Consider the following 17,977-nt stretch of genomic DNA (forward strand, 5'->3'; position numbering starts at 1 on the left):
TTCTCCCTTGATCAAAGTCTGCCGCTAACGTTACTGGATGGAATCTCCCCGGCGCCCGCGTCTGACCCCGGCCGTCGCCGACATTCGCCGGGCCGTGCGCGAGCTGCTGCCGCTGGAGGGCCTCATCCTGGTCGGCCTGAGCGGCGGCGCCGATTCGCTCGCGCTCGCCGCCGCGACCGCTTTTGAAGCCGGGCGGGTGGGTATCCGTGCCGGCGCGGTCATCGTTGATCACAACCTGCAAACCGGGTCAGCGGATGTCGCGGCGCGGGCCGCAGACACCGCCCGCGGTCTCGGCCTTGACCCAGTGCTCGTGCTGCGCGTGACGATCGACGATGACGGTTCCGGCCCGGAGGCGGCGGCGCGCACGATGCGTTATGCCGCTTTCGACGCGGCGATGGAACAAACCGGGGCCGTCGGCGTATTGCTCGGCCACACCCTCGACGACCAGGCCGAAACGGTGCTCCTCGGCCTCGCTCGCGGCTCCGGGGCGACGAGCCTGCGAGGCATGGCGGCGCGCACCGGGCGGATTCTCAGGCCGATGCTGGGCATCCGTCGTGCGCAAACCCGGCAGTTTTGCGTCGATGCCGGCCTCGAGCCGTGGAGCGACCCGCAGAACTTCGACCCGCGCTACACCCGGGTGCGGGTGCGAGAAACGGTGCTGCCACTGCTGGAGAACGAACTCGGCCCCGGGGTCGCCGTGGCGCTCGCCCGCACCGCCGAGGCCCTGCGGGAAGATGCGGACGCCCTCGACGAGCTGGCGCGCACGATGCTGAAGGAACACTGGGCCAGCGGCAGGATCTCGGCGGACCTGCTGGCAGCCCTGCCGGCGGCTGTACGGCAGCGGGTGATTCGGTTCGGAGTCGAGGCGAGGAACGGTGTGTGGCTGACAAGAGTGCAGACCCTGGCCGTGGCGGCGCTCGTGACCGAGTGGCACGGACAGGGGGCGCTCAGCCTGCCAGGTATTAGAGTTGTACGGCAGGACGGCATTTTGATCTTTTCCGCGCCTGGACCCACCTGACACAAAGGACTGCTCCTCCCACATGGAACCTCGCGACATTGACGGCGACCTCACCGAGATCCTGATCAGCGAGGAGCAGATTCGGGCTCGCCTGGCTGAAATGTCACGCCAGATCGAAGTCGACTATGCCGGCGCCGACCTGCTGCTGGTCGGCGTGCTCAAGGGCGCGGTCATGGTAATGGCCGATCTGGCCCGCGAATTGCACCACCCGGTGACCATGGACTGGATGGCGGTCAGTTCCTACGGCTCCGGAACGCAGTCCAGCGGCGTCGTACGCATTCTGAAGGACCTCGACACCGACCTCTCTGGTCGCAACGTGCTCATCGTTGAGGACATCATCGATTCCGGCCTGACCCTGTCGTGGCTGCTGGCGAACCTGAAAACGCGCGGTCCGGCATCCATTGAGATCTGCGCCCTGCTCCGCAAGCCCGATGCCGCCAGGGTCGACATCGACGTGAAATACGTGGGTTTCAACATTCCGAACAAGTTCGTGGTGGGCTACGGCCTCGACTACGACGAGAAGTACCGCAACCTGCGCTCGGTCGGCATTCTCGCCCCGCACGTCTACTCCACCGTTGCAGCGTCCGCGCTCTAACAACGCCCGGCACCGCGCCTAAGTTCTCCTTTGGGCGAACACACGGCATTCCTTTGTAATCGAGCGCTAGCCTGAGGTCACCATGAACGTCAAGAAGCTACTCCGCGGCCCGATTCTCTACATTGTGCTCGCTGTCATCGCCGTCTGGGTGGGGTCAAGCCTCATCACCATGAGTGGATTCCGCGAGGTCTCGACGCAAGAGGGTCTCAGCTACCTCAAGTCGGGCAACGTCGTCGAAGCCACCATCGTCGACGGTGAACAGCGCGTCGACCTCACGCTGACCAAGGCCAGCGGCGACCTCGGCACGCAGGTGCAGTTCTACTACGTCGCCCCGCGTGGCGAAGAGATCATCACCGCGGTCACCGCGGCGAACCCCAAGGACGGCTTCACCGACGAGGTTCCCCAGCCCAACTGGGTGCTCTCCGTGCTGAGCTTCCTACTTCCCGTTCTGCTGATCGGTGCCTTCTTCTGGCTCATGATCTCGATGCAGGGCGGTGGCAGCAAGGTCATGAAGTTTGGCAAGTCCAAGGCCAAGCTCGTCTCCAAGGAAAGCCCGCAGGTCACCTTTGCCGACGTCGCCGGTGCCGACGAGGCCATCGAAGAACTTGAAGAGATCAAAGACTTTCTGAAGGAACCGGCCAAATTCCAAGCGGTCGGCGCCCGCATTCCGAAGGGTGTGTTGCTCTACGGCCCTCCCGGAACCGGTAAAACTCTGCTCGCCCGCGCGGTGGCCGGCGAGGCGAACGTGCCTTTCTATGCCATCAGCGGCTCGGACTTCGTCGAAATGTTCGTCGGCGTCGGTGCCAGCCGGGTGCGCGACCTGTTCAGCCAGGCCAAGGAGAACGCGCCCGCCATCATCTTCATCGACGAGATCGACGCAGTCGGCCGTCACCGCGGTGCGGGGATGGGTGGCGGCCACGACGAACGTGAGCAGACCCTCAACCAGCTGCTGGTCGAGATGGACGGCTTCGACGTGAAGGCCAACGTCATTCTCATCGCCGCCACCAACCGCCCCGATATTCTCGACCCCGCTCTGCTGCGCCCGGGCCGGTTCGACCGTCAGATTGGCGTCGACGCACCCGACATGCTCGGACGCAAGCGCATCCTCGAGGTGCACTCCAAGGGCAAGCCGATGGCCGAGGGCGTTGACCTCGAGGTGCTCGCTCGCAAGACGCCTGGCTTCACCGGCGCCGACTTGGCCAACGTGCTCAACGAAGCTGCGCTGCTCACCGCGCGGTCCAACGCCCAGCTCATCGACAACCGGGCCCTCGACGAAGCCGTCGACCGCGTCATGGCGGGACCACAGCGCCGTACGCGCGTCATGCGCGACAAAGAGAAGCTCATCACCGCGTACCACGAGGGCGGCCACGCCCTCGTCGCCACAGCGATGAACTTCACCGACCCGGTCACCAAGATCACGATCCTGCCGCGCGGCCGAGCTCTCGGCTATACGATGGTGATGCCACTCGAAGACCGCTACTCGGTCACGCGCAACGAATTGCTCGACCAGCTCGCCTACGCCATGGGTGGCCGAGTCGCCGAAGAGATCATCTTTCACGACCCGACCAGCGGTGCCTCCAACGACATTGAGAAAGCCACGGCGACCGCCCGCAAGATGGTCACCGAGTTCGGCATGAGTAGTGTCGTCGGTCCCCTCAAGCTCGGTCAGGGCTCGGGCGAGGTCTTCCTCGGCCGTGACATGGGCCACCAGCGCGACTACTCCGAGCGGGTCGCCGAGAGCGTCGACCGCGAAGTGCGCCAGCTGCTCGAAGACGCCCACGACGAGGCCTACGAGGTTCTGATCAAGAACCGTGTAATTCTCGACAACCTCGCCACTGCTCTGCTCGAACACGAGACGCTCGACCAGACCGCCTTGGCCGAGATCTTCGCCAACGTCGACAAGCTGCCGCCGCGCCCGCAGTGGCTCTCCAGCGACAAGCGCCCCGTTTCCGACGTGCCGCCCATCGCCATGCCAGCCCCGAAGGCTCCCATCGACGGCGCAGCCGTTGACGGAGGTATCTCCAGCGGTGACGCCGTTCCCACCAAACCGAAGCGCGCGCCGGCCCGCAACCCCCGCCCCGCAACCGCCTAGGCGCCCGTGGCAGTGGACAGGGCGCGCATCCAGGCGGCCGTCTCGGAGATCCTCGCTGCAATCGGCGAGGATCCGGAGCGGGTGGGTCTGGAAAGCACCCCGCGCCGGGTAGCGGATGCCTACGCCGAGTTTTTCGCCGGCCTCGACCAGAACCCGCAGGACCTGCTGGCGGACTTCGTGCCGGTGGGGGAAAGCACGGGTGAACTCGTGCTGCTGCGCGACATCGCCTTTCGTTCGATCTGCGAACACCACCTGCTGCCGTTCCTGGGCATCGCGCACGTGGCCTACCTGCCGGGAGACCGCGTCGTCGGGCTCGGTCGACTGCCGGCCGTGGTCGAAACCATCGCTGCCCGGCCCCAGTTGCAGGAGCGGCTCACCGAAGAGATCGCCGATGCACTGCAGACCGGCCTCGACCCGCTCGGCGTGCTCGTCGTGCTCGACGCCGTGCACGGCTGCGTCGGAACCCGCGGCCCCAGGCAGAGCGCGAGCTCGACCGTGACCATGGCCTCACGCGGCGCCCTGACCGAGCCGACGGCACGCGCCGAAATCATCGCGCTGATTGCGGCCGGCGGATGACGCTCATCATGGGTGTGCTCAACGTCACCCCCGATTCGTTCAGCGATGGCGGCCGGTGGGCGTCAACGGATGCCGCCATCGAGCACGGCCTGCTGCTGCACGCCCAGGGCGCCGACCTGATCGACGTGGGCGGCGAGTCCACCCGGCCCGGCGCCACCCGGGTGTCGCCCGAGCAGGAACAGCGCCGAATCATTCCCGTGGTCACCGAGCTCGCCCGGCAGGGCCTCAAACTCAGCATCGACACGCTCAACGCCTCGACCGCCCGCGCAGCAGCGCAAGCCGGCGCGAGCATCATCAACGACGTGTCCGGCGGACTCGCCGACCCCGGCATGGCCGCCGTGGCCGCCGACACTGGCCTCACCTATATCGCCATGCACTGGCGTGCCCACGCTCAGCAGATGGACACCCTCGCCGACTACGGCGACGTCGTCACCGACGTCGTCGCGGAACTGAGCGCCCGCGTCGACGCGCTGACCGCCGCCGGAGTGGCCCGGGAGCGAATCGTGCTCGACCCGGGCCTCGGATTCTCCAAAAAGACCGAACACAACTGGCAGCTCCTCCACCGGCTCGACGCTTTCGCCGCACTCGACCTCCCGGTCATGGTCGGAGCGTCCCGCAAACGCTTTCTCGCCAGCGTGCTGCCGGTCGGTGCTCCCGCCATCGAGCGAGACCTGGCCACCGCGGTGGTCAGCGTGCTGGCAGCCCAGGCCGGCGCCTGGGCTGTGCGGGTACACGACGTCGCGGCGACCCGCACGGCCCTGAACGTACTGGCCAGTGTGTGGCAGTCGACGCCCCGCGTCTCGGAGGAATTGCCGGGACCCGCGCCGAGTCCGTCACAATGGACCCATGACTGATTCGATCACCCTCACCGGCTTGCGGGTGAACGCCCACCACGGCGTCTACGACTTCGAGAAGGAAAACGGCCAAGACTTCGTCATCGACGTCACCGTCTGGCTGGATCTGCTCGCGGCGGCGGCGAGCGACGACCTGACCCAGACCATTCACTATGGCGAACTTGCCGAGGAGATCACGGCTGCGGCGGCGCACAACCCGGTGGACCTCATTGAAACCGTCGCCGAGCGCATCGCGGGCGTCGTACTGGCCCACCCGCCGGCGCTGCGCGTGCAGGTCACGGTGCACAAGCCGCAGGCCCCGATCACGGTGCCGTTCACCGATGTGGCCGTGCAGATCACCCGGTCGCGGCCATGACCGGGTCGCAACGCGTCGTGCTCGCCCTCGGCAGTAATCTGGGCGACCGCGCAGCCACCCTCGCCGAGGCCGTGTGCGATCTGGCCGCCCTGCCCGGTGCGGCTCTCGTCGCCGTCTCGCCGGTCTACGAATCTGCCGCGGTAAAACCGGGCGGCGTCGACGAGAACGCGCCACGGTATCTCAACGCGGTGCTCACCATCGACTACACCGGCGACCCGCACGGCCTGCTCGACGCCGTCAACGCCATCGAGGCGGAGCACGGCCGGGTACGCGCCGAACGTTGGGGCGACCGCACACTGGATATCGACCTCATCGTGTTCGGCGACCTGAGCGTCGACGACGACCTCCTGACCCTGCCGCACCCCCGGGCAGCGGAACGAGACTTCGTTCTCGCTCCCTGGCTCGACCTTGACCCCGCGGCCCTCATTCCCGGCCGTGGGTTGGTGCGCGACCTCCTCGCCGCCACCGGCAACACCGTGCACCGGGCAGCGGATACTGCAGACCCTGCGCTGGGAGTCGGGCAATGAAGCGCTCCCACGCGACCGGGCTGCTCGCCGTTCTGCTGATCGGCCTCGTCATCGGCTTTCTCCTCGAGATCGCCTTCGCGGCCTCCGGTGCTCCGATCGTTGTGCCGCCGGTCACGCTGCCGCTGACGCTCATCCTGCTGGGCGCGGTCGTCGTCAGCCTGGCCTGGCAGGTGCGCCAGGGCAGCCATCGCAAGGCGCTGCGCCGCATCGATCCGTTCTGGGCGATGCGCGTGGCCGTGCTGTCGAAGGCGACTTCCCTGTCGGCGTCGCTGCTGCAGGGTGCCGCCCTCGGAATCGTGCTCTACATTCTCACCCGATCAGTCGTTCCTGCCGTCACGTCGCTCTGGCTCGCGGTCGGCACGGCTATCGGGGCGGCTCTCATGCTCACGGCTGGTCTGGTGGCCGAGCACTTCTGCACCCTGCCGCCCGACGATGACAACACCGACGAGTCCGGAGGCACGCGTGCCTGATCGCGATCTACCCCAAGAGCACCTGCCGGCGGCCCAGCTGCCGGCGCCTGAATCGTCCGAGCCGTCGAAACGCCTCGAACTCGCCGACGTTGGGGAGTGGAAGCGCGTCTCCCCGAAGTACGTGCTGGTCGAGATCGTCGGCACCATCCTGAATGCCGTCGTCGTCTGCGGCGGAGCGAGCCTGCTCTGGCTGCTGCTGGATCAGACCTGGGCAATGTGGGTCGGCATCGTGGTGCTCGTCCTGTCGATCATCAACCTCATCTTCGAGCCCCGCCGCGTGCGTTCCATCGGCTACCTGCTGCGAGCGGACGACCTGCTCTTTCGCCGCGGCATCCTCTTTCAGCGCTTCGTCGCGGTGCCCTATGGGCGCATGCAGCTCATCGACATCACCCGCGGCCCGGTCGCACGCTGGCTCGGCCTGGCCGATCTCAAGTTCGTGACCGCTGCGGCGACCGCCGGGGTATCCATTCCCGGCCTGGCCGAGGCCGACGCCGAAAGCCTGCGCGACCGCCTGGTCGAACTCGCCGAGAGCCGTCGGGCGGGGCTGTGACCGAGCCCGCCGCTGCGGTTCCTGCGCCCCTCGCGGCACCGCGCACCGACCTCACCGACGGTGAATGGCACCGCCTGCACCCGGCGACCCCGCTGCTGCGCGGCGGAATCTTCATGGTGGCCATCATCGGCTTCATCGTGGCCAACCTGCGCGAACGCCTCATCGACCTGTTCATCGGTGAGGAGAATTACGGCGGCGATCCAATCGACGAGATCTACCAGCGCGGGGCCACCGGCTGGGCGTTGCTCATCATCGGCGGCGTTCTGCTGGTCATCCTTGTCGCCTTTTATTTGTCCTGGCGCATGCACACGTTTCGTGTCAACGGCGAAATCGTCGAAGTGCGCAGCGGCCTCGTTTTTCGCAGTCACCGCAAGGCCCGCCTCGACCGGGTGCAGGGCGTCAACCTGGCCCGGCCATTGATTCCCCGCCTGTTCGGTGCTGCCCGAGTCGAAATCACCGTCGCCGGGCAAGATGGCAACGTGCAACTCGCCTACCTCGGCTCAAAACTAGCGGATGACCTGCGCCGCGATATCCTGCACCTCGCCTCGGGCCTGCGCCAGGCCAGGCAGCCCGGCATCACACCGCCCGACGTCGCTCCCGATGCCCTCGCCGCCCCGCCCCTGCCCGGGGACAGCACGGCGCCACCGCTGATCGGCCCGCCCGCCGCCCACTCGGCCCTCGGCACCTTCGCAACCGCACGCTTCAACGAGTTTCGGGCGCCGGAACTGGACCCGGATGCCGCGCCACCGGAATCGATCGTGCGCATTCCGCCGGGGCGGCTGATCGGGTCGGTCGTGCTGAGCGGTTTCACCGTCTTTCTCCTGCTGGCCGGTGTCGGCCTCATCATCAGCGTGATCGCCGGCAGCAGCGGATGGGTGCTCGTAGCCGTGCTGCCCGGCCTCATCGGCAGCGCCGGATACTACGTCTCGCGCATCACCAAGACGTTGCGATTCAGCATCGCGGGCACCCCCGACGGAGTGCGCGTGGGCTACGGGCTGCTCTCGACCACCAGCCAGACTCTGCCGCCCGGGCGCATCCACGCCATCAAGGTGTCCCAACCCATTCTCTGGCGCAAGTTCGGATGGTGGCAGATCAGCATCAACACCGCCGGGCAGGCGTCCGGCCGCAGCAGTGGCGCGGTGACGAGCACCACCCTGCTGCCGGTCGGCACCCTTGCGGACGTCGAAAAAGTACTGCAACTGGCGCTTCCCGGGTTCGACACCGACGCCCACCGTGCCCTGGTCGAAAACGGCCTGCTCGGCGGCCGCAAACGTGACGCCGGCCTTGCCGATTTCTACAGCAACGCCCCAGCGCGGGCCGTCTGGCTGCGCCCGTTCTCGTGGTGGCGCACCGGCTGGGCCGTCTCTGGCCCGGTGGCCCTGGTCCGGCGCGGCGTGCTGTCGCGCGACCTCATTCTGGTGCCCCTCGCGCGCATGCAGGGAGTGCGCATTAGCCAGGGCGCCATTCGGCGCCGACTGCGACTCGCCTCGGCCGACCTGCACACCGTCGCTGGACCGGTCAGCGCCTCGCTCAGCGTCATCGACGTTGACGAAGCCCTCGTCTTGTTCGAGTGGATGTCGACGGGCGCGGTGCGATCGGCCCTCGCCGATACCAGCCACCAATGGAGTCGGACTGCGACTCCAGTGCCAGCCACGGAGGCCACCGAATGAACGCCAAACCGGGACGCCTCGGCGTCGGTATCATCGGCGCCGGCCACGTCGGCCCCATTCTCGGAGCCGCGCTCGCTGGCGCCGGCCACGCGATCGTCGGCATCTCCGCGATCTCGCAAGCCAGCCGGGACCGCGCCGAAGCCATTCTGCCGTTGGTGCCGATTCTGCCCGTGCCCGAGGTCGTCGAACGCAGCGAACTGGTCATCATCGCCGTGCCCGACGCCCAGCTGGAAAGCCTCGTGCAGGGCCTCGCCGCGACCAACACCTGGCAGCCCGGCCAGCTCGTGCTGCACACCTCCTCCCGCTACGGCACCGCAGTGCTCGCGCCGGCGCAGGCCGCCGGCGCTATTCCGCTTGCCATCCACCCGGCCATGGCCTTTACCGGAACGAGTCTCGACCTGGCCCGCCTCGCCGACAGCTACTTCGCCGTGACCGCTCCAGGCCCGGTGCTGCCGATCGGGCAGGCTCTCGTCGTGGAGATGGGGGGCGAACCGCTCATCGTCGCCGAGGCGGACCGCGCCCGCTACGCCGAAGCCATCCAGATCGTCACCGCCTTCTCCACCTCGATCGTCGAGCAGGCCACCCAGCTGCTCACCGGAATCGGCCTCGAGCATCCGGGGGCTATTCTTGGTCCGCTGCTGCGCTCCGCGATGGAAAATGCCCTGGGGCGCACGAGCCCCGAACGACTGGACCTGGCCGGGTTCGACCAGATCGAGCAGCGACAGCATCCGTTTGATGACGACCGGGAGGTCGAATGAGCACCATCGAAGTTCTCAGTACCATTACCGAACTGCACGACCGTCTGGGGCAGGCCCGCGACCGCGCGGCGCTGACCGGGGGCGATACCCGCATCGTGCTCGTACCCACCATGGGTGCGCTGCACGCCGGACACCTCGCGCTGGTGCGGCGGGCTCGCGCGCTCGGCGACATCGTCGTGGTGTCGATCTTCGTGAACCCGCTGCAGTTCGGCGCCGGCGAAGACCTCGACAGCTACCCGCGCACCCTCGACGCCGACCTCGCCGCCCTGGCCGCCGAGAACGTCTCGTTCGTGTTCGCGCCGAGCGCCCGCGAGATGTACCCCGGCGGTGCCAACGACACCCGGGTGGCCGCCGGACCGGTCGGCTCGCTCTACGAGGGCGCTGCGCGCCCCGGCCACTTCGACGGCATGCTCACCGTCGTGGCAAAACTGCTGAACATCGTCACACCGGATGCCGCGGTGTTCGGCCAGAAAGACGGCCAGCAGGTCTTTCTCGTGCAGCGGATGGTCGCTGACCTCAACGTGCGCACGGCCATCGAGGTCGTCGAGACGGTACGCGAAACGCGCGGCCTGGCCCTGTCGAGCCGCAACCGCTACCTGGACGAGGCGCAACACACGGCGGCGCAGGCGCTGTTCGCCGGGCTCAGCGCGGCGGTGGAGGCGGCGCCAGCCGGCCCGACTGCCGCCCTCGCGGCTGCGAATGCGCGCATCGCAACCCAGCCGCTGGTTAAACTGGACTATCTCGTGATCGTGCACCCTCTGACGCTGCTGGCGGTACCGGGCGATTATCGCGGGCCGGCCCGGATGCTCGTGGCCGCGCAAGTGGGCACCGCCCGGCTGATCGACAACGTGTCGCTCACCCTGGGCTAAGGGTCAGCATCCGCTTTATTGTGAACAGACAGTACCAACGAAAGAAGTATATGAGCCAGCATCCCACGCCCGCCGCGACCGACGACGAGGGTTTCTCCGACGCGGAGATGAACGAGCAGAAGGCCGTGCGCCTTGGTAAACGAGACCGACTGAACGCCGCTGCCGCGAGCCCGGCCGGCGGCGCGTACCCGGTGTCGGTTCCGGTCACCCACACCATCCCGGCCGTGCGCGCCGAATTCGGCGACCTCGAAGCGGACGCTGTCACCGGCGTCACCGTGGGACTGGCCGGCCGCATCGTGCACCTGCGCAACACCGGCAAGCTGTGCTTCGCGAGCCTGCAGTCCGGTGACGGTACCCGGATCCAGGCCATGGTCTCCCTCGCCGCCGTCGGCGACGAGTCCCTCGCCGCCTGGAAGGACCTCGTCGACCTCGGCGACCACCTGTTCGTCACCGGAGAGGTCATCTCCAGCCGCCGCGGTGAGTTGTCGATCATGGTCAGCGACTGGCGGGTCGCAGCAAAGGCCCTGCTGCCGCTGCCCAACCTGCACTCCGAGCTCAGCGAAGAGACCCGGGTACGCAGCCGCTACCTCGACCTGATCAGCCGTGAGCAGGCCCGCACCAACGTGCTCTCCCGCTCCAAGGCCGTCGCGAGCCTGCGCCGCACCTTCACCGACCTCGAGTTCATCGAAATTGAGACGCCGATGCTGCAGGTCATGCACGGCGGGGCATCCGCTCGCCCATTCCAGACCCACAGCAACGCCTTCGACACCGAGCTGTTCCTGCGGATCGCACCCGAACTGTTCCTCAAGCGGGCCGTGGTCGGCGGTATCGACCGGGTCTATGAGATCAACCGCAACTTTCGCAACGAGGGTGCCGACTCCACGCACTCGCCCGAGTTCGCGATGCTCGAAGCGTATGAGGCATACGGCGACTACAACTCCATCGCCGACCTCACCCAGAAGCTGATTCAGGACGCCGCGTTCGCGATCGCCGGGTCGCACGTCGTCACCTGGGCCGACGGTACCCTGTTCGACCTCGGTGGCGACTGGGACCGCATCGGTATGTACGACAGCCTGTCCGCCGCCGCCGGAATCGTGATCACCCCGGAGACGCCGCTCGCCGACCTCGTCGCGCTCGCCGCGCGCGAGGGCATCGAGATCGACCACCCCATCCACGGCAAGTACGTCGAGGAACTGTGGGAGTACTTTGTGAAGGGTTCACTGGTGCGCCCCACCTTCGTGATGGACTTTCCGATCGACACCAGCCCCCTCGTGCGTGGTCACCGCTCGGTGGCCGGCGTGGTGGAGAAGTGGGACCTCTACGTGCGCGGTTTCGAGCTGGCCACCGGCTACTCCGAGCTCGTCGACCCGGTCGTGCAGCGCGAACGTTTCATCGAACAGGCGAGCCTCGCCGCCGGGGGCGACCCGGAGGCCATGCGCCTCGACGAAGAATTTCTGCGCGCACTCGAATACGGCATGCCGCCGACCGGTGGCATGGGCATGGGCATCGACCGTATGCTGATGGCCCTGACCGGCCTGGGCATTCGCGAAACGATCCTCTTCCCCCTGGTTAAGTAAAGGTTCTGATGAGATTCCTACCGAAAGACGAGCTGGAGCCCGACAAGGGCGGCCGTAAGCCGCCGTCGATGAACCGCATCGCGATCTGGGTTATCGTCGGCGGCGTCGGCGTCTATTTTCTCGGCAGCGGCATCGTCGGGCTCCTCAGCAAGTAGCGGGTCTCCCAGCTTTTTGCGCGTAGTCTGGGGGTGTGATTGAGAACTTTTGGGGTAACGCGATCTTTTCGGTCGTACCCACCATTGCGCTTGGCCTCATCTTCTGGATGCTGATGCGCTCGATCCTGCGCGCCGACCGCACCGAACGTAAGGTGTACGCCGAGATCGAAGCCGAAGAACGCGCCCGGCTCGGTCTCGACAAACCGGTCACCTAAGTACCAATGTTCGGCATTGACGGCCCGACCATCACCGTTCTGCTGGCCCTGATCGTCGACTTCTCCGTGCGCGTCGTGGCCATCATCGTGGTCCCGCGCAATCGCCGCCCGATGTCGGGCATGGCCTGGTTGCTGACCATCTTCTTCATCCCCTACCTCGGCGTGCTGCTCTTTCTGCTGATCGGCTACCGCACCCTGCCCAAGAAGCGCCGGCTGATGCAGGACGAAATCAACCAGTTCATCCTCAACAGCACCGAGGGAATGGACTTGGTGAGCCGCGAGCATCCATGGCCAAGCTGGCTCGAATCGGTCGTCGAACTCAACCGCAACCTCGGGGCGATGCCGCTCGTCGGCGACAACACGGCCAGCCTGATCAACGAATACGCGGTGGCGTTCGACACTATGATCGCCGACATCAACCTGGCCAAAAAATATGTGCACGTCGAGTTCTATATTCTTTCCCTCGATCACACCACTGGGCCCTTCTTCGACGCCCTCGAGAACGCGCACAAACGCGGCGTCAGCGTGCGGGTGCTCATGGACCACATTCAGTCGATGCGAAAGCCAGGCTTTCGACAGACCAAGAAACGACTGACGGACGCTGGTATTCCGTGGCAGTTGATGCTGCCGGTGCAGCCGTTCAAGGGCAAATGGCAGCGCCCCGACCTGCGCAACCATCGCAAGCTGCTCATCGTCGACGGCACGGTCGGATTCATGGGGTCGCAGAACATCATCGACCGCACCTACAACATGCGAAAAAACATTCGTCGCGGATTGATGTGGAAAGACTTTATGACCCGGCTGGAGGGCCCGATCGTGTCGGGACTCAACGCCATATTCATCACCGACTGGTACAGCGAAACCAACGAACTGCTCACCCGAGACATCGAGCCGGTGCATCCACGGCCGGTCACGGATGCCCTCGACTGCCAGGTCGTGCCGAGCGGCCCCGGGTTCAAGGGCGAGAACAATCTGCGCCTGTTCCTAGCGCTGCTCTACTACGCGCAGGATCGCATCATCATCACGAGCCCGTATTTCGTGCCAGACGAATCCATCATGTATGCCATCACGACCGCCGTACAGCGTGGGCTGCACGTGGAACTGTTCGTGTCGGAAATCGGCGACCAGGCCGTGGTCTATCACGCCCAGCGCTCCTACTACGAGGAGCTATTGACCGCTGGCGTGCACATCTATATGTACAAGGCACCGTATATTCTGCACGCGAAGCACTTCACGATTGATGACGAGGTGGCCGTCGTCGGCTCCAGTAACATGGACCAGCGCTCGTTCAGCCTCAACATGGAGGTATCGCTCATGGTGCGCGGCCGGTCGTTCGTGCGCAACCTGCGCGCCATGGAAGACGAGAACCGACGTAACAGCCGCGAGCTCACCCTCGAGGAATGGCGCAAGCAGCCCTTGCGTTCCACTATCCTCGACAACCTCGCCCGGCTCACGTCTGCGGTGCAGTAGCGGCGGTGGGGCGGAACGTTTCACGCCGCGCCCCCCATGCAGCCCAGGGAGCGCTAGGGTTCAATGCATGATTCGCACTCCCTGCGGTTTGATCGTGTCACTGACCCGGGCGGCTTGACATGAGCCCTCCGACCGGCGGCGGCAACCTGAGAGAGTCCCTGCGCACCCAACTCTGGCCCGTGCCCCTGGTTGCGACCCTGGGGGCCATGATTCTGGGGCAGTTGGTGCCCTACGTCGACCGCCAGTTGGAGGACCACCTGCCGGCAGTCGTGGCGGGCTTTCTGTTCGGTGGAGGGCCCACGGCGGCCCAGGCGGTGATGCAAACAATTGCTGGCTCCCTGGTCACCGTCACATCGCTGACGTTTTCACTCACGGTGGTAACCCTGCAGCTGGCGAGCAGCCAATTCTCCCCCCGCCTGTTGCGTACCTTCTCCCGTGACGCTTTCGTGCACAACACGCTGGCGCTTTTTCTCGCGACGTTCGTATTCTCGCTCACGGTGCTGCGGAGCATCCGGGCGGAGACGAGTGAGGGAGACGGTTTCGTGCCGAGGATCGCGATCACGGTCGGATTCGGGTTGACGCTGGCTAGCGTGATCGTCCTGGTGTTTTTCCTGGACCATCTGGCGACTCAGATTCGTGTTGAGACCATGATGCGGGATGTCCACGACGAGGCAGACCAGGCCATCGAACGAATCTTTCCCCGGGATGAGAACCCCAGGCCGGCCGAGCTGTCCGGTTCAAGGCCGGGAGCCGTGCTGATCAACAGCGCCGTCTCCGGGTTTCTGCTGGGCATCGACGCCAAAGCGGCCTGTGCGGCCGCGGTGGAAACGGACACCCTCGTTGTCATCGATGCCATGCCCGGGGATTCGCTCATCTCCGGAGTACCGTTTGCGCGGGCCTGGCCGGCTGACGGCCATGCGCTGGACGGCCAGCGGGTGACCGATCTGAGCGGTGGGCTCACGGACAGCCTGGCGAAGGGATTCGAGCGAACATCCACCTGGGACGCTGGCTTCGGCCTTCAGCAGCTGCTCGACGTCGCCAGTCGCGCGCTCTCACCGGGAATCAACGATCCGACAACGGCCGTCCACGCCCTCGGGCACATCTCGGCAGTGCTCTGCACGCTTGCCGCCCGCCACACCGGTCCGAAGCTCTACGTCGACGAGCAAGACCGGCCACGGGTCATCCTGAACTATCCGACGTTTGAGAACTTGCTGGATCAAGTGATGCGCCAAGTGATCCGGTATGCGATGGATGACCCGAGAACCGCGGAACGCGTCGTGCGGATGCTGCGTGAACTGAGTTGGGTGGTTGGACCCGGTCCACACAGCAGCGCGGTCAAGACCAAAGTCGCCGCGGCACGGATCGCGATCGCGGCGGCCGATCTCTCGGACGATGAGAAACGGCGGCTGCAGAGCGAGTGTGAGGCTGCGGCAGCAGCCGGCTCCGGTTCCTGGCCGGCGCGCTGAGGCAGAGGGAGTGCGCCTCGTTGTGCGCTGGCGGCGGCCGCGCGCCGGGGCCGAGCCCAGCATCCGTCACGCTGTTCCTATAAAACAAGGCGTGACTGCTGCTGCGGTGCAGTAGGCAGCCCATAACGCCTACGGCGAACAAACGCCCGCGAGCGTCGCAGGCTGGTTACTCTCGATGTAACGGCACCAACTGCCCTGGCGCCAAGGGAGCGATCATATGTTTGAGAGATTTACCGACCGAGCTCGTCGCGTCGTCGTTTTGGCCCAGGAAGAGGCCAAGATGCTCAACCACAACTACATCGGCACCGAGCACATTCTGCTCGGGCTGATTCACGAGGGTGAAGGCGTCGCCGCGAAGGCCCTCGAGAGCCTCGGCATCTCGCTGGATGCCGTGCGCGAGCAGGTTCAGGACATCATCGGCCAGGGGCAGCAGCAGCCCACCGGCCACATCCCCTTCACGCCCCGGGCGAAGAAGGTTCTCGAGCTGAGCCTGCGCGAAGCGCTGCAGCTCGGCCACAACTACATCGGGACCGAGCACATTCTGCTCGGCCTCATTCGGGAGGGCGAGGGCGTCGCCGCCCAGGTTCTCGTGAAGCTCGGTGCCGACCTCAACCGCGTTCGCCAGCAGGTCATCCAGCTCCTCTCCGGTTATCAGGGCAAGGAGCAGGTGGCGGTCGGTGCCAACGAGCAGGCGGCCAACACGGCCGGTAGCCAGGTGCTCGACCAGTTCGGTCGCAACCTCACCCAGATGGCCCGCGATAACAAACTCGACCCGGTCATCGGGCGCGAGAAAGAAATCGAGCGGGTCATGCAGATCCTCTCGCGCCGCACCAAGAACAACCCGGTGCTGATCGGTGAGCCCGGCGTCGGCAAGACCGCCGTCGTCGAGGGCCTCGCCCAGGCCATCGTCAAGGGTGATGTGCCCGAGACGCTGAAGGACAAGCAGCTCTACTCGCTCGACCTCGGCTCGCTCATCGCCGGCAGTCGTTACCGCGGTGACTTTGAAGAGCGCCTGAAGAAGGTCACCAAGGAGATCCGCACCCGCGGTGACATCATCGTCTTCATCGACGAGATCCACACCCTGGTGGGTGCGGGAGCCGCCGAGGGCGCGATCGACGCAGCATCCATTTTGAAGCCGTTGCTCGCTCGCGGTGAGCTGCAGACCATCGGTGCGACCACCCTCGATGAGTACCGCAAGCACTTCGAGAAAGACGCTGCCCTCGAACGCCGCTTCCAGCCCATCCAAGTGAACGAGCCGTCGCTGCCGCACACCATCAACATCCTCAAGGGACTGCGCGACCGCTACGAAGCGCACCACAAGGTGTCCATCACCGACGGTGCCCTCGTGGCCGCGGCGAACCTCGCCGACCGCTACGTCTCCGACCGGTTCCTGCCCGACAAGGCCATCGACCTGATCGATGAGGCCGGCGCCCGCCTGCGCCTGTCGATTCTGTCGTCGCCGCCGGAGCTGCGCGAATTCGACGAGAAGATCGCCGTGGTACGCGCCGCCAAGGAGCTCGCCATTGAAGAGCAGGACTTCGAGAAGGCCGCCGGCCTGCGCGACGAGGAGAAGAACCTCCTCGGCGAGCGTCTGCGCCTCGAAAAGAAGTGGAAGTCGGGCGACGTCAAGACCACCGCGGTCGTTGACGAAGGCCTGATCGCCGAAGTCCTCGCCCAGGCCACCGGCATCCCGGTATTCAAGCTCACCGAGGAGGAGTCCTCGCGGCTCGTCTTCATGGAGAAGGCACTGCACCAGCGCGTCATCGGTCAGGAAGAGGCCATCTCGGCGCTCGCCAAGACCATCCGTCGCACCCGGGCTGGCCTGAAGGACCCGAAGCGTCCCTCCGGATCCTTCGTCTTCGCTGGCCCCACCGGTGTCGGCAAGACCGAGCTCGCCAAGGCGCTCGCCGAGTTCTTGTTCGACGACGAAGCCGCCATGATCTCGCTCGACATGAGTGAGTACGGCGAGAAGCACACCGTGTCGCGCCTGTTCGGTGCGCCTCCCGGATTCGTCGGCTTCGAAGAGGGCGGCCAGCTCACCGAAAAGGTGCGGCGTAAGCCGTTCTCCGTGGTGCTCTTCGACGAGATCGAGAAGGCTCACCCCGACATCTTCAACTCCCTGCTCCAGATTCTGGAAGAGGGCCGGTTGACGGATGGCCAGGGTCGCGTCGTCGACTTCAAGAACACCGTCATCATCATGACCACCAACCTCGGTACCAAGGACATCTCGGGCGGACCAGTCGGCTTCCAGCTGGAAGGCGACACCACCACCGGGTACGAGCGCATGGCCGGCAAGGTAAAAGACGAGCTGAAGAAGCACTTCAAGCCCGAGTTCCTCAACCGCGTAGACGAGATCATCGTGTTCCCGCAGCTGACCAAGCCCGAGCTGCTGCAGATCGTCGACCTGTTCATCAAGCGTCTCGGCGTGCGCCTTCTCGACCGGGACATGACCGTCGAGGTCACCGTTCCGGCGAAGGAACACCTGATCGAGGTCGGTTTCGACCCGACGCTCGGTGCTCGTCCGCTGCGTCGCGCGATTCAACGCGAGGTGGAGGACCGCCTGTCGGAGAAAATCCTGCAGGGCGAGCTCAACGCTGGCGACCACGTGCACGTGGACTACATCGACGGTGCGTACGTCTTCACCACGACGACCCGGGTTGACCCGGTCGGCGTCGGCGTGAACACGGCGGCCGCCGTGGGAACAGGTCCGGCCACTCCCGACCTGGCTATAACTAGCGACTAGTTCTACCAGCTCGCGAG

Annotated in this window: 18 protein-coding genes; all 18 read left to right on the forward strand. The window is 66.0% G+C overall.

Going from position 1 to position 17,977, the window contains the following annotated elements; genetic code table 11:
• Nucleotides 1-37: 37 nt before the first annotated feature.
• The 18 genes from tilS (at nt 38) to QMF22_RS00170 (ending at nt 17,960) form a co-directional block, all read left to right on the forward strand.
• The gene (gene tilS, locus QMF22_RS00085; RefSeq protein WP_283449038.1) at nt 38-1,018 is read left to right on the forward strand and encodes a tRNA lysidine(34) synthetase TilS; all 981 of its coding nucleotides are present in this window, start codon (nt 38-40) and stop codon (nt 1,016-1,018) included.
• A gap of 22 nt (nt 1,019-1,040) precedes the next feature.
• Nucleotides 1,041-1,613: a hypoxanthine phosphoribosyltransferase gene (gene hpt / locus QMF22_RS00090; protein WP_283449040.1), complete on the forward strand. Its 573-nt coding sequence runs from the start codon at nt 1,041-1,043 to the stop codon at nt 1,611-1,613.
• An 82-nt stretch (nt 1,614-1,695) separates the two neighbouring features.
• Entirely contained in the window at nt 1,696-3,705 is a 2,010-nt protein-coding gene (gene ftsH / locus QMF22_RS00095) for an ATP-dependent zinc metalloprotease FtsH (RefSeq protein ID WP_283449043.1), read from the forward strand.
• Nucleotides 3,706-3,711: 6 nt separating this feature from the next.
• Complete coding sequence (folE, locus tag QMF22_RS00100) at nt 3,712-4,281, forward strand: GTP cyclohydrolase I FolE (protein WP_283449045.1); 570 nt, start codon at nt 3,712-3,714, stop codon at nt 4,279-4,281.
• Nucleotides 4,278-5,135 (forward strand): dihydropteroate synthase, encoded by an 858-nt coding sequence (folP, locus tag QMF22_RS00105; RefSeq protein ID WP_283449047.1) that lies wholly within the window; start codon nt 4,278-4,280, stop codon nt 5,133-5,135. Before folE ends, folP begins: the two co-directional genes overlap by 4 nt.
• A complete protein-coding gene (gene folB / locus QMF22_RS00110) occupies nt 5,128-5,490 on the forward strand; it encodes a dihydroneopterin aldolase (protein WP_283449049.1) in 363 nt (120 codons plus the stop codon). Before folP ends, folB begins: the two co-directional genes overlap by 8 nt.
• Entirely contained in the window at nt 5,487-6,017 is a 531-nt protein-coding gene (gene folK, locus QMF22_RS00115) for a 2-amino-4-hydroxy-6-hydroxymethyldihydropteridine diphosphokinase (RefSeq protein ID WP_283449051.1), read from the forward strand. Before folB ends, folK begins: the two co-directional genes overlap by 4 nt.
• On the forward strand, nt 6,014-6,487 hold the full coding sequence (locus QMF22_RS00120) for a DUF3180 domain-containing protein (RefSeq protein ID WP_283449053.1): 474 nt from the start codon (nt 6,014-6,016) through the stop codon (nt 6,485-6,487). The genes folK and QMF22_RS00120 overlap by 4 nt, the downstream gene beginning before the upstream one ends.
• Complete coding sequence (locus QMF22_RS00125) at nt 6,480-7,037, forward strand: PH domain-containing protein (RefSeq protein WP_502846887.1); 558 nt, start codon at nt 6,480-6,482, stop codon at nt 7,035-7,037. The genes QMF22_RS00120 and QMF22_RS00125 overlap by 8 nt, the downstream gene beginning before the upstream one ends.
• On the forward strand, nt 7,034-8,707 hold the full coding sequence (locus QMF22_RS00130) for a PH domain-containing protein (protein WP_283449055.1): 1,674 nt from the start codon (nt 7,034-7,036) through the stop codon (nt 8,705-8,707). Before QMF22_RS00125 ends, QMF22_RS00130 begins: the two co-directional genes overlap by 4 nt.
• The gene (locus QMF22_RS00135; protein ID WP_283449057.1) at nt 8,704-9,465 is read left to right on the forward strand and encodes a Rossmann-like and DUF2520 domain-containing protein; all 762 of its coding nucleotides are present in this window, start codon (nt 8,704-8,706) and stop codon (nt 9,463-9,465) included. Before QMF22_RS00130 ends, QMF22_RS00135 begins: the two co-directional genes overlap by 4 nt.
• On the forward strand, nt 9,462-10,334 hold the full coding sequence (panC, locus tag QMF22_RS00140; RefSeq protein ID WP_283449059.1) for a pantoate--beta-alanine ligase: 873 nt from the start codon (nt 9,462-9,464) through the stop codon (nt 10,332-10,334). Before QMF22_RS00135 ends, panC begins: the two co-directional genes overlap by 4 nt.
• A 50-nt stretch (nt 10,335-10,384) precedes the next feature.
• A complete protein-coding gene (lysS, locus tag QMF22_RS00145; RefSeq protein ID WP_283449061.1) occupies nt 10,385-11,911 on the forward strand; it encodes a lysine--tRNA ligase in 1,527 nt (508 codons plus the stop codon).
• Nucleotides 11,912-11,919: 8 nt separating this feature from the next.
• Nucleotides 11,920-12,066: a hypothetical protein gene (locus QMF22_RS00150; RefSeq protein ID WP_283449063.1), complete on the forward strand. Its 147-nt coding sequence runs from the start codon at nt 11,920-11,922 to the stop codon at nt 12,064-12,066.
• Nucleotides 12,067-12,101: 35 nt separating this feature from the next.
• Nucleotides 12,102-12,281 (forward strand): hypothetical protein, encoded by a 180-nt coding sequence (locus tag QMF22_RS00155; RefSeq protein ID WP_283450760.1) that lies wholly within the window; start codon nt 12,102-12,104, stop codon nt 12,279-12,281.
• A gap of 6 nt (nt 12,282-12,287) precedes the next feature.
• Complete coding sequence (gene cls / locus QMF22_RS00160) at nt 12,288-13,751, forward strand: cardiolipin synthase (RefSeq protein ID WP_283449065.1); 1,464 nt, start codon at nt 12,288-12,290, stop codon at nt 13,749-13,751.
• A gap of 119 nt (nt 13,752-13,870) precedes the next feature.
• The gene (locus QMF22_RS00165) at nt 13,871-15,217 is read left to right on the forward strand and encodes a DUF2254 domain-containing protein (RefSeq protein WP_283449069.1); all 1,347 of its coding nucleotides are present in this window, start codon (nt 13,871-13,873) and stop codon (nt 15,215-15,217) included.
• A 217-nt stretch (nt 15,218-15,434) separates the two neighbouring features.
• The gene (locus QMF22_RS00170) at nt 15,435-17,960 is read left to right on the forward strand and encodes an ATP-dependent Clp protease ATP-binding subunit (RefSeq protein WP_283449071.1); all 2,526 of its coding nucleotides are present in this window, start codon (nt 15,435-15,437) and stop codon (nt 17,958-17,960) included.
• The last annotated feature ends 17 nt before the right edge of the window (nt 17,961-17,977 follow it).

The organism is Cryobacterium sp. PH31-L1 (assembly GCF_030063145.1).
GTDB lineage: Bacteria > Actinomycetota > Actinomycetes > Actinomycetales > Microbacteriaceae > Cryobacterium.

Bases quoted from the DNA above. Each gene is read 5' to 3' on its own strand.
- folP (WP_283449047.1), top strand. From the start codon at position 4,278: ATGACGCTCATCATGGGTGTGCTCAACGTCACCCCCGATTCGTTCAGC.
- QMF22_RS00150 (WP_283449063.1), top strand. From the start codon at position 11,920: ATGAGATTCCTACCGAAAGACGAGCTGGAGCCCGACAAGGGCGGCCGT.
- folK (WP_283449051.1), top strand. From the start codon at position 5,487: ATGACCGGGTCGCAACGCGTCGTGCTCGCCCTCGGCAGTAATCTGGGC.
- tilS (WP_283449038.1), top strand. From the start codon at position 38: ATGGAATCTCCCCGGCGCCCGCGTCTGACCCCGGCCGTCGCCGACATT.
- QMF22_RS00135 (WP_283449057.1), top strand. From the start codon at position 8,704: ATGAACGCCAAACCGGGACGCCTCGGCGTCGGTATCATCGGCGCCGGC.
- cls (WP_283449065.1), top strand. From the start codon at position 12,288: ATGTTCGGCATTGACGGCCCGACCATCACCGTTCTGCTGGCCCTGATC.
- QMF22_RS00120 (WP_283449053.1), top strand. From the start codon at position 6,014: ATGAAGCGCTCCCACGCGACCGGGCTGCTCGCCGTTCTGCTGATCGGC.
- ftsH (WP_283449043.1), top strand. From the start codon at position 1,696: ATGAACGTCAAGAAGCTACTCCGCGGCCCGATTCTCTACATTGTGCTC.
- lysS (WP_283449061.1), top strand. From the start codon at position 10,385: ATGAGCCAGCATCCCACGCCCGCCGCGACCGACGACGAGGGTTTCTCC.
- panC (WP_283449059.1), top strand. From the start codon at position 9,462: ATGAGCACCATCGAAGTTCTCAGTACCATTACCGAACTGCACGACCGT.
- hpt (WP_283449040.1), top strand. From the start codon at position 1,041: ATGGAACCTCGCGACATTGACGGCGACCTCACCGAGATCCTGATCAGC.
- QMF22_RS00165 (WP_283449069.1), top strand. From the start codon at position 13,871: ATGAGCCCTCCGACCGGCGGCGGCAACCTGAGAGAGTCCCTGCGCACC.
- QMF22_RS00170 (WP_283449071.1), top strand. From the start codon at position 15,435: ATGTTTGAGAGATTTACCGACCGAGCTCGTCGCGTCGTCGTTTTGGCC.
- folB (WP_283449049.1), top strand. From the start codon at position 5,128: ATGACTGATTCGATCACCCTCACCGGCTTGCGGGTGAACGCCCACCAC.